The following is a 15,277-nucleotide window of genomic DNA, read 5'->3' as shown; positions in this document are numbered from 1 at the left end:
TCTCATGACGCAGATGATTTCTAAAACGCAGGCCCCGGTCAAACGCGCCGGACGCATCGATCCCATCGCCTTCTTCGAGCGCTTCGGGGTGCTGATTTTCATGATCCTGCTGCTGATCTTCTTCCAGTCGCAGAACAGCAACTTTTTCTCTGAACGCAATATTTTCAACATCCTGACCGAAGTCTCCATCTACGGGATCATGGCCGTGGGGATGACCTTCGTCATTCTGACCGCCGGGATTGACCTCTCCGTGGGCTCCATTCTGGCGGTGTGCGCCATGACCGCGGCATACGTAATCAAAGGCGACAACTTCACCACCGTCGACCCGAACGCCTGGGGCGGCATGAGCTGGCTGATCGGGCTGGGGATATGTCTGGCCATGGGCACGGCGATTGGCTTCCTGCACGGCCTGGGCGTCACCCGTCTGCGCCTGCCGCCGTTCATCGTCACCCTCGGCGGGATGACCATCTGGCGCGGCCTGACGCTGGTGATTAACGACGGTGCGCCGATCGCCGGTTTCGACCCTGGCTACCGCTGGTGGGGGCGCGGGGAGCTGCTTGGCATCTCTATTCCGATCTGGATCTTCGCCATCGTCGCCCTCGGCGGCTATCTGGCGCTGCATAAAACCCGCTGGGGCCGCTTCGTCTACGCCATCGGCGGCAACCCGGAGGCGGCGCGCCTGGCGGGAGTCAACGTCAAGCGCGTGCTGGTCAGCGTCTACGTGCTGATCGGCTGTCTGGCGGGGCTGGCGGGCTTCATCCTGAGCGCGCGTCTGGGAAGCGCCGAGGCGGTGGCCGGGATCTCCTTTGAGCTGCGCGTCATCGCCTCGGTGGTGATCGGCGGCACCTCGCTGATGGGCGGCTACGGGCGCATCGGCGGCACCATTATCGGCTCCATCATTATGGGCATTCTGATTAACGGCCTGGTGCTGATGAACGTCTCGGCCTACTACCAGCAGATTATCACCGGGTTAATTATCGTTCTGGCGGTGGCGTTCGACACCTACGCCAAGAGCCGTCGCGGCGCACTGTGAGGATCACGATGAAAGAGGTTCGTATTGGATTGATTGGCACCGGGTATATCGGCAAGGCACACGCTATCGCCTATGCCCAGGCTCCGACGGTGTTCAACCTGCGGGGCAGGCTGGTGCGCGAGATGGTAGCGGAAGTCACGCCGGAGCTGGCGGCAGCGCGCGCGCAGGCGTTTGGCTTCAACCGCTCCACCGGCGACTGGCGGGCGCTGGTGGCCGACCCGGCGATTGACGTGGTGGATATTTGTTCACCCAACCATCTGCATAAAGAGATGGCGCTGGAGGCGATCCGCCACGGCAAGCACGTCTACTCGGAGAAGCCGCTGGCGCTTAACGCCCACGACGCGCGCGAGATGGTCGACGCCGCGAAGCGGGCCGGGGTGAAAACGCTGGTGGGGTTCAACTACATGAAGAACCCGACGGCGCAGCTGGCGAAGGAGATTATCGCCCGCGGCGAGATTGGCGAGGTGATCCACTTCTACGGCACCCACAACGAAGACTATATGGCCGACCCGCTGTCGCCCATTCACTGGCACTGCTTTAAAGAGACCGCCGGGCTGGGGGCGCTGGGCGACCTCGCGGCGCACATCGTCAATATGGCCCAGTACCTGGTGGGGGATATCGAGCAGGTTTGCGGCGACCTTAAGATCGTGGTCCCGGAACGCCCGGCGAAGGCCGGCTCGTCGGAGATGATTGCCGTTGAAAACGAGGATCAGGCCCACGCGATGGTGCGTTTTGCGGGCGGTGCGCAGGGCGTGATTGAAACCTCCCGCGTTGCCTGCGGCCGCAAGATGGGGCTGTCGTACGTCATCACCGGGACGAAAGGCGCCATCAGCTTCACCCAGGAGCGCATGGCCGAGCTGAAGCTCTATCTGCATGACGATCCGGTGAACCGTCAGGGGTTTCGCACGCTGCTCGTTGGCCCGGTGCACCCGGACTACGCCGCGTTCTGCATGGGCGCGGGACACGGGATTGGCTTTAACGATCAAAAAACGGTGGAGGTGCGCGACCTGGTGGACGGGATTGCCGCCGATGCGCCGATGTGGCCGGACTTCGAAGAGGGCTGGAAGGTGTCGCGCGTGCTGGACGCGATTGCGCTCTCGCACCGGGAAGGCCGCTGGCTGAACGTGAACGACATTGTCTGATGAGGTATCAACGTGGAAAAGCAGTTTGATGTGATATGCATGGGCCGCGTGGCGGTAGACCTCTACAGCCAGCAGATTGGTGCCCGTCTGGAGGACGCGTCGAGCTTCGCCAAATATCTCGGCGGGTCGTCCGGCAACGTGGCGTACGGCACCGCCCGTCAGGGTTTACGCTCGTCGATGCTGGCGCGCGTCGGCGATGAACATATGGGCCGCTTCCTGCGGGAAGAGCTCAACCAGGTGGGCTGCGATACCAGCCATCTGATTACCGATAAACAACGCCTCACGGCGCTGGTGCTGCTCGGCATTAAAGACCGGGACACCTTTCCACTGATTTTTTATCGCGATAACTGCGCGGACATGGCGATTACCGCCAGCGATGTGGACGAACGCTACATTGCCTCCGCACGTTGTCTTGCCATCACCGGGACGCATCTTTCTCATCCGCAGACCCGCGAGGCGGTGCTGACGGCTCTGGGCTATGCCCGCCGTCACGGCGTGCGCACGGTGCTGGACATCGACTACCGCCCGGTGCTGTGGGGGCTGACCGCCTTAGGCGACGGGGAAACGCGCTTTATCGCTGCCGATAAGGTCACCCGCGAGCTGCAGGAGGTGCTGCACCTCTTCGACGTCATTGTCGGCACCGAGGAGGAGTTTCACATTGCGGGCGGCAGCACGGATACCCTGCAGGCGCTGGGGCAGGTGCGCGCCGTCAGTGAAGCAGCGCTGGTCTGCAAACGCGGCGCGCTCGGCTGCTCGGTCTATACCAACGCCATTCCGTCCCGGCTGGACGACGGCCTGACGGTGACCGGCGTGCGCGTGGAGGTGCTGAACGTCCTCGGGGCGGGGGATGCGTTTATGTCCGGCCTGCTGCGCGGCTACCTGAACGACGAAGGCTGGGAGCAGGCGTGCCGCTACGCCAACGCCTGCGGCGCGCTGGTGGTCTCGCGCCACGGCTGCGCCCCGGCGATGCCGAGCAAAATCGAGCTGGATGATTATCTCTCCCGCGCCGCGAATGTGCCGCGCCCGGATCTTGACCCGCGTCTTAACCATCTCCACCGGGTGACCACCCGCCGCCGCGAATGGCCGGAGCTGTGCGTGATGGCCTTCGACCACCGCAGCCAGCTTGAGGATATGGCGATGCAGTGCGGCGCGTCGCTTAAGCGCATTCCGGCGCTGAAGCAACTGATCCTGCAGGCCAGCCGCGAGGCGGCGAGCCGCGCCGGGCTGGAGGGTAAAGCCGGTCTGCTGTGCGACGGCACCTTTGGTCAGGACGCGCTGAACGCGATCACCGGGGAAGGGTGGTGGATTGGTCGCCCCATCGAGCTGCCGGGCTCGCGTCCGCTGGAGATGGAGCACGGCAACATCGGCACCCAGCTCATCAGCTGGCCGCAGGAGCACGTGGTGAAGTGCCTGGTCTTCTTCCACCCGGAAGATGCCCACGGCCTGCGCCTGGAGCAGGAGCAGAAAATCGCCGAGGTGTACCACGCCTGCTGCCGGTCCGGGCACGAGCTGCTGCTGGAGGTGATCCTGCCCGCCAGCATGCCGCGCAGCGACGAGCTCTACCTGCGCGCCATCTCCCGCTTCTACAACCTGGGCATTTACCCGGACTGGTGGAAGCTGCCGCCGCTCTCGGCCGACGGCTGGACGGCGCTGAGCGAGATTATCGAACGCCGTGACCCGCACTGCCGCGGGGTGGTGATCCTCGGCCTGGACGCTCCGGCGGAACAGCTGCGCGCCGACTTCAAAGCCGCAGCGGGGCAGACGCTGGTAAAAGGCTTCGCCGTAGGGCGCACGCTGTTTGGCGATGCCTCCCGCGCGTGGCTGAAGCACGATATTGACGATGCGCAGCTGGTGGCGCGCATCCGGGACAACTACCTGCAGCTTATCGCCTGGTGGCGCGAGCGCGGACACGCATAATGGAGACGACAATGAGTGTACAACTGGGCATTAACCCGCTGACGTGGACGAACGACGATCTGCCTTCTCTCGGCGCGGAGACCTCGCTGGAGACCTGTCTGAGCGAAGGGAAAGAGGCTGGTTTTGCCGGCTTCGAGCTGGGCAATAAATTTCCGCGCGAAGCGCGCCTGCTCGGCCCCATCCTGCAGCGCCACGACCTGCAGCTGGTCTCCGGCTGGTACTCCGGCCGCCTGCTGGAGCGCAGCGTGGAGGAGGAGATCGCCGCCGTGCAGTCGCACCTGACGCTGCTGCGCGAGCTGGGGGCGAAGGTGCTGGTCTTTGCGGAAGTGAGCGGCTGCATTCACGGCGAGCAGCAGACCCCGGTGCATCTGCGCCCGCGCTTCCCGCAGGCGCGCTGGAAAGAGTACGGCGAGAAGCTCACCGAATTTGCCCGCTACACCCAGCAGCAGGGCGTGCAGATTGCCTACCATCACCATATGGGCACGGTGATTGAGTCCGCCGAGGACGTGGACAACCTGATGATCCACACCGGGGAGGCGGTTGGATTGCTGCTGGATACCGGCCATCTGACCTTTGCCGGGGCCGATCCGCTGGCGGTGGCGCAGCGCTGGGCGTCGCGCATCAACCACGTTCACTGTAAAGACGTGCGTGCCGACGTGCTGGCGGACGTGAAAAACCGCAAAACCAGCTTCCTCGATGCGGTGCTGAGCGGCGTGTTTACCGTGCCGGGCGACGGCTGCGTCAATTACCCGCCGATTATGCGGCTGCTGAAGGCGCAGGATTATCACGGCTGGCTGGTGGTCGAGGCGGAGCAGGATCCGGCGATAGCCCATCCCCTGACCTATGCCCGTCTGGGCTATAACAACCTGAGCCGTCTGGCCCGCGACGCCGGACTGATTTGAGGAGGGAACATGTCACGTCTGTTATCACGCTGGCAACAGCCGAACGCGGAGGGGCGCACCCAGTCCGTCACGCCGGAACGCGCGGGGTGGGGCTACGTCGGCTTTGCGGCGTATGAGCTGCAGGAGGGGCAGACGCTGACGCTGCCCGCCGTCAGCGAAGAGCGCTGCCTGGTGCTGGTTGCCGGGCGCGCCTCCATCAGCACGCCTTCCGCGCAGTTTAACGACATCGGCGAGCGTATGAGCCCGTTCGAGCGCATCAAGCCGTGGGCAGTGTACGTCACCCCGCAGGAGTCGGTGCAGGTGAAGGCGCTGACGAAGCTGGAGCTGGCGGTCTGCGCCGCGCCGGGCAAGGGCACGTATCCGACGCGGCTGATTGCGCCACAGGATATCGACGGCGAAGCGCGCGGCAAGGGTCACAATCAGCGCTACGTGCACAACATTTTGCCGGAAGACAAGCCTGCCGACAGCCTGCTGGTGGTGGAGGTGTGGACCAACGAAGGCTGTACCAGCTCGTACCCGAGCCACAAGCACGACACGGATAACCCGCCCCAGGAGACCTATCTGGAGGAGACCTACTACCATCGCCTCAATCCGGAGCAGGGGTTCTGCATGCAGCGCGTCTACACCGACGACAGAACGCTGGATGAGTGTATGGCGGTCTATAACCGTGACGTGGTGATGGTGCCGAAGGGCTACCACCCGGTCGCGACGATGGCCGGGTATGACAGCTACTACCTCAACGTGATGGCCGGGCCGGTGCGCAAATGGATGTTCACCTGGGAAGAGGACCACGCGTGGATTAATCGGGATTATCCCGCGGACAGCGAGGGCTGAAGCAGTTTTATTTGCCGGGTGGCGCTGCGCTTACCCGGCCTACGAAACCGTAGGCTCGTGCAAGCGCAGCGCCGCCGGGCAAAATTGTGCTCACCGGATCCGCTACGTCTGCTCAACTGACGGGTTCTTAAAAATGGTGGACCGCCGCGTGGGGCGGGACGGTGAATTCAACGGTTTTGTGGTCGAGCGGCTTGTGCGTCGGGTCGGCCAGAATAATGGTCACCTTGTGTTTACCGGCGGGGAGTCCCACCAGAATCACCGGCTCTCCGCTGGCGTCAGCCCAGTGCCACGGCGCGTCATCCACCACCACGTGAATGTGCCCGATGCGCGGGGTGACCTTGAGCGCGTCGGGGCCGAATACCGGCTCGATGCGCAGGTTTTCGGCGCGGTACTGAATAAACACCGCGCCTTTGCTCAGCGGCCCGGCAAGCGGCGGATCGACTATCAGCTTTGCGGGCGGCTGCGGCTGCGCCAGTGGCGCAACGGCGGCGGGGCCGTTAACGTCCTCGGCGCTCAGGTTGTCCAGCGGTGTGGCCCGGGCATGGGCTACAGATGCCAGGGCAAGCAGGGGGAACAGCAAATAATGTCGGATCATCGGTCTCTCTCCTCATCGGTTCTGAATGGCGACAGGGAAAGAAAACCATTTTTATGTATCGGAGATATTTGCCGGAGGCGGAGTTTTGTACCCGTTTGTCAGCGTGGCGCTCTGGATACAGTGCGATACAGTTTGCCTGCGTGGACGGCGCACAATCGCTATCGCCAGCCCGGCAATTACCAGCGTCAGCCCCGTTGAAACCCACATTGCACCCGCGATCCCCAGCGTTTTATTCAGCCACGCATAGGCAAACGGTGAGGCTGCCGCCATCAGCTGGCCGGGGATCAGCAGCATGCCCGTGCGGCGGGCATAGCTTTCGGTGCTAAACAGTTCCAGCGGCAGGGTGGCTTTCACGATGGTGACCAGCCCGTTGATGGCGCCATAGCCCAGCACAAACCCGGCCGCGCACCACGCAAACAGGGCGCTGCTCATCCCCAGTAGAAAGCAGAGCGGCATGGCGAGCGCGGTAAAAAGCGTGAGTTTGAAGGGGGTTAAGCGGGCACCCGCCAGCACTTCCAGCGAGCGGGCGCCGGTCTGGCCGATCCCCCACAGCATGCCGATGGCGACCGGCAGGCCGAAGTGGGCAATAAACTCCGGCAGATGGGTGGACGTGCCGTTAGAGACAAAGGTGATGAGGGCAATGAAGGCGGCATAAAGCCAGCCGTTGCGCCGCTCGTTGTTCAGCGGTGGCGCGGTGACCTTTGTCGTCACCGTCAGCCTTTGCCGGGGAAGCGTTCGAATCAGCATCGCGCTCAGCAGGCCGAAGAGAGCGTAGACGCGCAGCGCCTCCTGCCAGCTCATGACCTGAAGCAGGGCATCGCCCAGCGGCCAGAAGACGGCGGAGGCCAGCCCGCCCGCCAGAGTGACGCGTGAGATTGTTCTTCGCGCCTGCTGTCCGTAGAGATTCACCAGCGCGGCGAATAGCGCATCGTACAGCGACAGGCGCATCCCGACGCCGCACAGTAGCCAGGCGCAGTACCAGCCAAAAAGCGTCTGGGTATACGCCATCCCTGCGCAGCTAGCGGCGATCAGCAACGTGCCGCTCATCACCACCGACTGACCGCCAAAGCGTGCCAGCAGGCGGGCGACAAACGGAGAAACCGCCGCCATCACCAGCATCGCCAGCGTCAGGCCGAGGTAAATCTGCGGTGATGACCATCCCCGGTCGGCTACAATGGCCAGCGCAAAGGTGCCGGGCATATAAAACGAGATCCCCCAGTTGATAAGCTGATTACATCCCGCCATGAGGGCGAGGCGGCGAGGCAGGGCAGGTGTTTCCATTATTTTTCATTCCGCTATGCAGTTGTCCTGAGCATAACTCGCGCGGTATTGTACTGGCAGGGCCGCAACCTTATGCGCGGTATAAGAGAAACTTTGAATGACGACGCTTAATCTGGGCCATCTCGCCACGTTCCGTCTGGTGATCCAACGCGGCAGCTTTTCAGCGGCGGCGGATGTTCTGGGCATTTCCCAGCCCGCCGTCAGCCTGCAAATACGCCAGCTGGAGCAGTTTCTGCACACGCGGCTGGTGGAGCGGACCGGGCGGGGGATTAAGGCGACGGCTGCCGGGCAGGCTTTACTGGTGCACGGGGAGCGTATTCAGCAGGCGGTGGATGACGCCATCCGGTCCGTGAGCGCCTTCAGCCACGATGTGAGCGGCACCATTACGCTTGGCACGGGGGCTACGGCCTGCATCCATCTTCTGCCACCGCTGCTGGAGAAGCTGCGCCAGGACTATCCGCTCCTGAGCGTGGGAGTCACGACGGGCAACACCCTCGACATCGTCAGGGCCATTGAAGAGAACCGTCTCGATATGGGTCTGGTGACGCTGCCGGTGAGCGGCAGAGCGCTGGACGTCATGCCGGTGATGGACGAAGAGTTTGTCTTTATCGCGTCGCGGGAGCAGCAGGAGGCTTTCGTGGCGTTCACCCCGGAGGCGCTGCACGCTCAGCCGCTGATTGCCTTTGAATCAGGCAGCGGTACCCTGGCGCTGATCGATGGCTGGTTTGCGGCCAGCGGATTAGCGATCGCGCCGGTGATGCAGCTTGGCAGCATCGAGGCGATCAAACGCATGGTTCGCGCGGGTCTGGGCTACAGCATCGTGCCGCGAATGGCGGTCGAACGGGATGCCGATCGCGAAGGGCTATGCGTGATGTCGCTTACGCCCATGCTGCAGCGGCAGCTGGCGGTGGTGATGCGGCAGGATAAAATCCTCAGCAAAGGGATAGCAGGCATTATTCGGATAGTGCAAAACCATCCGGCGGCCTAGCGGTCAGCGGTGTCGACGGTCAGGCTGGACTGCTGCGACTGGGTTTTGTCCTGATGGTGATACCAGGCGCCAATCGAAGAGTAAACGAAGCGGCCAAAGAAAAACAGGAAGCTAATGAGCAGTATGATGCGGGTCATTCGGGTGTTAAATTGATGTCGTTTGCGCATACGCGTGACCTGACTCACTCTGTTTATCCTGGGTAAGCCCTTTTGGGCGATAAGGACATTAAGGCACAGCGGGAAGATGGGGTCAATTCTGTAGCGTGTAAATAACCGTCAATGTTTACATTAATTAATGTTATTGAAATTAATTAATGCATTTACCATATTGATAATATGAAGAAAATGATTTCAAAAAACACCGCAAAAAAGATATTTGCGTAAATTAGTTTGATTTAAGTCAACGGGTTCCCGGCCCTGATATTTAAAATCCTTCCTCCACACTGTTCGCCCCGCACGCCGCCGGGCGGCGCGTACGTCAGGTTGGATGCCTGTCTTTATTTTCCCTCTGGAGCGAAAGGGGTTTAACCGGGCATCTATGAACATTCTCGCTTTCCTGAAAAAAAATGAAAACCGCTGGTGGGCATTGCCGCTTATTTTGCCTGTGGTTTTACTTCCCGCGCTGAGCATTGCGAATACCTTCACGCAACTGGGCGATGGTATTGTGGCACTCTATTATTTACCCCTCTCATTTTTGCTTTCGCTGATGATGTTCTTTGGGCTGGAAGCGCTGCCCGGGATCGTATTGTCGCTGTTTATCCGTTATTACCCCTCGGTCGGCATGTTCGAAACGGTCGCCGGCGTGCTCCATTTTATCGTCCCTTTAGTGCTCAGCTGGGGCGGCTACCGGGTGTTTGCACCCAGACGGAACATGACGGCTTACGGCGACGTCCGTCTGATGGCGCAGCGCATCTTCTGGCAGGCCTTCTGTCCCGCGACGCTGTTTCTGGTGCTGTTTCAGTTCGCGGTCTATCTGGGCGTGTATGAGAGCCGGCAGAGCCTGGCGGGATTAAACCCTCTTAATATTCGCACGCTCATCAACTATCAGACGCTGCTGGTCAGCGGGCTGACGGGCGTGCCGCTGAGCTATCTGCTGATCCGCCTGATTCGTCATCCGCGCTATCTCAAAAGCCTCATCTCGCAGATCCGTTCCCAGATAGACAAAAAGGTGACGATCGTTGAGTTTCTGGTGTGGGCTATCGCGCTTGGCGGGCTGCTTTCGCTGCTGCTGCTCCCGATGAATGAAAACAGCTCCATTTTCACCACTAACTACACCCTGTCGCTGCTGATGCCGGTGATGCTCTGGGGCGCGATGCGCTTTGGCTATAAGCTGGTGTCGCTGATCTGGATACCGGTGCTGCTGGTGTCTATTCACTATTTTTACCGCTATATCCCGGTGAACCAAGGGTATGACATTCAGCTGGCGATCACCTCTTCCAGTTACCTGGTCTTCTCGTTTGTGGTGATTTATATGTCGATGCTGGCGACTCGCCAGCGCGCGGTGAACAAACGCTCCCGCAGGCTGGCGCTACTCGACCCGGTCGTCCATATGCCTAACCTGCGGGCGCTGTCGCGCGAACTGGCGAAAAGCCCGTGGTCGGCGCTGTGCCTGCTGCGCATTCCGGAACTGGAAATTCTGGGCCGAAATTACGGCGTGCTGCTGCGCATTCAGTACAAACAGCAGCTGGCGCAGTGGGTGAATGGCACGCTCCAGCCCAATGAGCAGGTCTATCACCTGACCGGGTATGACCTGGCGGTCCGGCTCAACGCGGAATCGCACCAGCAGCGGATTGAGGCCCTGGACGAGCACATTAAACAGTTCCGCTTTGTCTGGGACGGCATGCCGCTGCAGCCGCAGGTGGGCGTGAGCTATTGCTATGTCCGGTCCCCGGTAAACCATCTTTATCTGGTGCTGGGTGAACTGGGTGTGGTTGCCGATCTGTCGCTCTCCTCCAACCATCCGGAAAATCTTCAGCAGCGTGGGGCCGTCCATTTGCAGCGCAGCCTGAAGGATAAAGTTGCGATGATGAGCCGCCTGCAAAAGGCGCTCGATAACGACGAATTCACCCTGCTGGTTCAACCCGTTCGCGGCCTGCGTGGCGATCGCTATCACGAAGTCCTGCTGCGGATGCCGGATGTCAACGGGCTATTGATTTCCCCCGACCAATTCCTGCCCGTCGCGCAGGAGTTTGGCCTCTCCTCGCGGGTAGATTTGTGGGTGCTGGAGCATACCCTGCGCTTCCTTGCCGCGCATCGCGAACGGCTGCCCGGCCAGCGCTTTGCCATTAATCTTGCCCCGTCGACCGTGTGTCGGGTGCAGTTCCCGCTTGAGGTGAGTCGCCTGCTGGCGAAATACGCCATTGAGCCGTGGCAGCTGATTTTTGAGGTGACGGAGTGCAGCACCTTCGGCAGCGGGGAGCAGGCGCTACATATTCTCCAGCAGCTGCAGAAAATGGGGGTACGCATTGCAATTGATGATTTTGGTACCGGGTATGCGAGCTATGCGCGGCTGAAAAGCGTGGATGCCGATATTCTCAAGATTGACGGCAGCTTTATCCGCAATATCGTCAACAACAGCCTGGATTATCAGATCGTGGCGTCTATCTGCCATCTGGCGCGCATGAAGAAGATGCTGGTTGTGGCTGAGTACGTCGAGACGGAAGAGATACGTAGCGCGGTTCACGCGCTAGGCATCGATTATGTGCAGGGCTATCTGATTGGCAGGCCGGAACCGCTTGAGTCACTGCTGGAAGCTGAGGCGTCCACCGCGGACGCCTGAGCCGTTATGCGGCGACGTCGGCGCTCTCTTCTTCGATTTTGAGCAGCCAGCCGGTGACTGCTTCCCAGTACTGCTGCTCTTTTTCCAGGTCCAGCAGGACCAGCGCGTTCTGGCTGAACCAGTCGTGCGGGAAGCTCAGCGTCCAGTGATGATCGTCGGTTTTCAGCTTCAGCGTAGGCGGCGTGGTGGTAGCCTGGCGCTGGTTATTGAGCAGCACGCCCAGACGCAGCAGCTGAATAAGCGGCAGGAACTGCTTCTTCTTGAACAGCGTGAAGCGCGGCAGGTCGTCGAGCTTGATGGCTTTGCGGTGATAACGCACCAGGGTCGCCATCATGGTTTGCTGCTCCTGGTTGAAGCCGGGCAGATCGCTGTTTTGCAGAATGTAGGCCGAGTGGCGATGCATTCCGCTGTGGTTGATGTTCAGCCCCACCTCGTGCAGCATCGCGGCCCATTTTAACAGCGCGGCGAGCTGCGGGTGCGCAAGCTTCGGATTCTGTTCTTCCCACTGTTCGTACATCTGCACCGTGGTTTCCAGCACGCGCTTCGCCTGTTCACGGTCGATGTTGTACTGGTTGGCGAGGCTTTGCGCGGTGCGGCTGCGAATATCCTGATGGCGGAAGCGGCCTTCCATCTCATACAGCACGCCTTCACGCAGCGCGCCGTCGGAGAGACGCAGCTCCTTAATCGCCAGCGCATCAAATACGCCGCACAGGATAGCAAGACCCGGTACGAAGACTGATTTCCGCTCTTCGGACAGGCCCGGCAGGCTCAGGGCGTCGAAGCTTTTATGCTTCAGCACCTCTTCGGTGAGCAGAGCCAGGCGTTCAGGGGTAATAATCCCGTCTTTTTCACCCATCGCCAGCAGCACTTCATGCGCGGCTTTAATCGAGCCGGATGCGCCCAGCGCCACGTTCCAGCCCTGGATACGGTACTGCCACGCCAGGTTTTCCAGCTTCTGGACAGCCGCCATACGTGCACGCTGGAAGTTCTCGCGGGTGATGGTGCCGCCCGGGAAATACATCTGCGCGAAGCTGACGCAGCCCATACGGCGGCTTTCCACCAGGCGCGGCTCAAAGTCTTCACCGATCACCAGCTCCGTTGAGCCGCCGCCGATATCAATAACCAGCTTGCGCCCTTTTTCCGGCTGGGTGTGCTCAACGCCCATGAAAATCAGACGCGCTTCCTCGTTGCCGGAGATGATCTCAATCGGGTAGGGGATCACTTTTTCGGCCCGCTTGAGGAACTCCGGGGCGTTCAGCGCCTGGCGCAGGGTGTGGGTGCCCACGATGCACACGCTGGAGGGCGAGAAGCCCTGCAGGCGTTCCGCAAACAGCGACAGGCAGTTTAACCCGCGCTCCATTGCCTCTTCGCTGAGCATGCTGCGTTCATCCAGGCCATCCGCCAGGTGCACGCGCTGCTTCAGACGACCGATGATCTGCAGCGCGCCATCCACCTCACGGGCGATGACCATGTGGAAACTGTTAGAGCCAAGATCGACCGCGGCGAATTCCTGCGGGCGTGGGGTCTTATCATTTATCGGCATAGGTTAATCGGGTTGCTCGAGTGATTTGATATAGTCGTAAATCGCCAGTTGCGACCGCACTTTGCGGCGGTTGCCGCGCGGTACATAGCGGTTACTGAGTTCTTTGTCGATATAGCGTGCTTTCACGGTATCGCTGAACAGAATCTCGATGATGTCGAGGATCTGCTGCTTCAGACGCGGATCCAGCAGCGGTGCCGCGACTTCAATTCGGTAGTCAATATTGCGCGTCATCCAGTCTGCCGATGAGAGATAGACCTGTTTATCACCCGCATTATCAAAAATATAGATCCGATCGTGTTCCAGGTAACGGTCAACAATGCTGATCACGCGAATATTGTCGCTGATGCCTTCCAGTTCCGGGATCAGCGAGCACATGCCGCGGATCAGCAGATTAACCGGCACGCCAGAGCTGGACGCCGCGTACAGCCTGTCCACCAGCCCTTTGTCGACCAGGTTATTAAGCTTCAGCGTGATGCCTGACGACAGCCCTTTCTGGGCATTGGCGATCTCTTTATCGATCATATCGTACAGCAGGCGGCGCGAGTTCTGCGGCGAGACCAGCAGATAGTCGAAGCTCACCGGACGGTACGGGTTTTCGATAAAGTTAAAGACCCGGCGCACTTCGTTCGTGATGCGGGCATCGGCGGTCAGCAGCGAGTAGTCGGTATAAATGCGCGCCGTTTTCTCGTTAAAATTCCCGGTACCGATGTGGGCATAACGCACCACGTCGTCGCCCTCTTTACGGGAGATCAGGAACAGCTTGGCGTGAATTTTCAGCCCCGGCGCAGAGAAGATGACGTGCACACCCGCTTCCGTCAGACGGCGCGCCCAGTGAATATTCGCCTCTTCGTCGAAGCGCGCCTGCAGCTCAACCACCACGGTGACTTTTTTGGCGTTGTGCGCGGCGTGGATCATCGCGTCGATGATGCGGGAATCTTTTGCCACGCGGTAGATGTTGATTTTGATCGCCAGCACGCTCGGGTCGAACGAGGCCTGGCGCAGCAGTTCCAGCACGTGCTCGAACGTGTGGTACGGATAGTAGAGCAGCACATCGCGTTCGCGGATGGCGTCGAATCCGTTGCGGAATTTATCGAACCACAGATGGCGCAGGCGCGGCAGCGGCTTGTTCACCAGATTGGCTTTGCCGACGTTCGGGAAGCCAATAAAGTCTTTAAAGTTGTGGTAACGACCACCCGGCACGATGGAGTCATAGCGCGAAATGGTCAGTTTCTCGCGCAGCATCTCTACCATGGCGTCCGGCATATCGCGCTGATAAACAAAGCGCACCGGCTCGGCCGTCAGGCGCTGTTTCAGGCTGGACGACATCAGCTCCATCAGGCTGGCTTCCATCTCGTGCACCAGGTCATATTCGGCGTCACGGGTCATCTTCATCGAGTAGGCGTTTAACGCATCGTAATCGAAGAAGCCTTTGAAGATGTCGTCCAGACAGTAGCGCAGGATGTTGTCCAGCAGAATCATCGGCTTGCGTCTGCGCGGGGTTTCCGGCGGCAGGTTCACAAAGCGCGGCACCTTGTCGGACGGGATCTCCAGCAGCGCGTAACGGATGGAATCACCGCGAATAATTTCCACCGCCAGGTAGGTGTAATCATCCTTCAGGAACTGAACCAGATCGGTTTCGCGGTTGATCAGAATCGGGGTAATGTGCTGGCGCAGGTAGTGTTTGAAGTAGTGGCGCAGCCAGTTTTGTTGGTTAACGGAAAGCTGGCGTTCGTTAATCAGGAAGATTTGATTGCGCGCCATCTCCAGCAGCAGTTCGTTATACAGGCCGTCAAATTCCTGATCGGCTTTCAGCACGCGGGACTGGATTTTGCCCAGCAGATGCCGCGAGTGCGAGTTTAAGCCCTGTTCTTCGCTGATGATGATGCGTCTTTTCAGCTCGGCAAAGCGAACCTTGTAGAACTCATCCAGGTTGTTGGAATAAATGCCCAAAAAACGCATGCGCTCGATCAGCGGGTTACTTTTGTCTGCCGCTTCCTGGAGTACACGTTCGTTAAATGCTAACCAGCTTAGCTCTTTCTCGATATATAACTTTTCCTGACCCATTACAGCTCACACTCCAGTTCAATCACAGGACGTGGTAAATCCGTCTCGTCCTTATTATGGCGAGCATTTCCACGATATGTCCAACAGTGCCAGAAAAGTATGACAGTTATTTTTTTTATTGGGGATTTTAGAAGGTTGGAGAAGGGGATATCGGGTAATGCAATGTACAGGTCGGGTAAGCGCAGCAGCGCCACCCGACA

At 60.0% G+C, this 15,277-nt stretch carries 12 protein-coding genes; 7 read left to right on the top strand and 5 right to left on the bottom strand.

The annotated features are described in order from the left end of the window. Positions 1-4: 4 nt before the first annotated feature. From L370_RS21150 to iolB, 5 genes are read left to right on the top strand one after another with little or no spacing between them, the layout of a single operon-like run. A complete protein-coding gene (locus L370_RS21150; protein ID WP_023308786.1) occupies positions 5-1,033 on the top strand; it encodes an ABC transporter permease in 1,029 nt (342 codons plus the stop codon). Between the two features lie 8 nt (positions 1,034-1,041). Then, positions 1,042-2,175: a Gfo/Idh/MocA family protein gene (locus tag L370_RS21155; RefSeq protein ID WP_023333009.1), complete on the top strand. Its 1,134-nt coding sequence runs from the start codon at positions 1,042-1,044 to the stop codon at positions 2,173-2,175. Positions 2,176-2,187: 12 nt separating this feature from the next. After that, positions 2,188-4,092, top strand: a complete 1,905-nt coding sequence (iolC, locus tag L370_RS21160) for a bifunctional 5-dehydro-2-deoxygluconokinase/5-dehydro-2-deoxyphosphogluconate aldolase (RefSeq protein ID WP_023333008.1) — start codon at positions 2,188-2,190, stop codon at positions 4,090-4,092. Positions 4,093-4,103: 11 nt separating this feature from the next. Then, positions 4,104-4,994 carry a myo-inosose-2 dehydratase gene (gene iolE, locus L370_RS21165; RefSeq protein ID WP_023333007.1) on the top strand — a complete coding sequence of 297 codons (891 nt, stop codon included), beginning with the start codon at positions 4,104-4,106 and terminating at the stop codon, positions 4,992-4,994. 9 nt (positions 4,995-5,003) lie between these two features. Next, complete coding sequence (gene iolB / locus L370_RS21170; RefSeq protein ID WP_023333006.1) at positions 5,004-5,828, top strand: 5-deoxy-glucuronate isomerase; 825 nt, start codon at positions 5,004-5,006, stop codon at positions 5,826-5,828. Between the two features lie 127 nt (positions 5,829-5,955). On the opposite strand, the gene L370_RS21175 is transcribed toward iolB, so the two are convergent. Together L370_RS21175 and L370_RS21180 are read right to left on the bottom strand one after the other, a co-directional pair. Then, complete coding sequence (locus tag L370_RS21175; RefSeq protein ID WP_023333005.1) at positions 5,956-6,423, bottom strand: DUF6130 family protein; 468 nt, start codon at positions 6,421-6,423, stop codon at positions 5,956-5,958. A gap of 51 nt (positions 6,424-6,474) precedes the next feature. Beyond that, complete coding sequence (locus tag L370_RS21180; RefSeq protein ID WP_023333004.1) at positions 6,475-7,704, bottom strand: MFS transporter; 1,230 nt, start codon at positions 7,702-7,704, stop codon at positions 6,475-6,477. Between the two features lie 97 nt (positions 7,705-7,801). Here L370_RS21180 and L370_RS21185 point away from each other — a divergent pair, with 97 nt between their 5' ends. Continuing rightward, positions 7,802-8,692 (top strand): LysR family transcriptional regulator, encoded by an 891-nt coding sequence (locus L370_RS21185; RefSeq protein WP_023333003.1) that lies wholly within the window; start codon positions 7,802-7,804, stop codon positions 8,690-8,692. On the opposite strand, the gene L370_RS21190 is transcribed toward L370_RS21185, so the two are convergent. Next, positions 8,689-8,859 carry a YfgG family protein gene (locus L370_RS21190; protein WP_023333002.1) on the bottom strand — a complete coding sequence of 57 codons (171 nt, stop codon included), beginning with the start codon at positions 8,857-8,859 and terminating at the stop codon, positions 8,689-8,691. The genes L370_RS21185 and L370_RS21190 overlap by 4 nt on opposite strands. A 370-nt stretch (positions 8,860-9,229) precedes the next feature. On the opposite strand from L370_RS21190, the gene L370_RS21195 reads away from it, so the two are divergent. Continuing rightward, entirely contained in the window at positions 9,230-11,470 is a 2,241-nt protein-coding gene (locus L370_RS21195; protein WP_023333001.1) for an EAL domain-containing protein, read from the top strand. 4 nt (positions 11,471-11,474) lie between these two features. Here the strand turns inward: L370_RS21195 and ppx are convergent, their stop codons facing one another. After that, positions 11,475-13,013, bottom strand: coding sequence for an exopolyphosphatase (gene ppx, locus L370_RS21200; RefSeq protein ID WP_023333000.1), 1,539 nt, complete (start codon positions 13,011-13,013; stop codon positions 11,475-11,477). 3 nt (positions 13,014-13,016) lie between these two features. Next, positions 13,017-15,077, bottom strand: coding sequence for a polyphosphate kinase 1 (gene ppk1, locus L370_RS21205; RefSeq protein ID WP_023332999.1), 2,061 nt, complete (start codon positions 15,075-15,077; stop codon positions 13,017-13,019). Positions 15,078-15,277: the final 200 nt, after the last annotated feature.

Source organism: Enterobacter sp. MGH 24 (genome assembly GCF_000493015.1).
Taxonomy (GTDB): Bacteria; Pseudomonadota; Gammaproteobacteria; order Enterobacterales; family Enterobacteriaceae; genus Enterobacter.
Note: the sequence above shows the minus strand (reverse complement) of the source record. Positions and strands in the feature narration are given on the sequence as shown.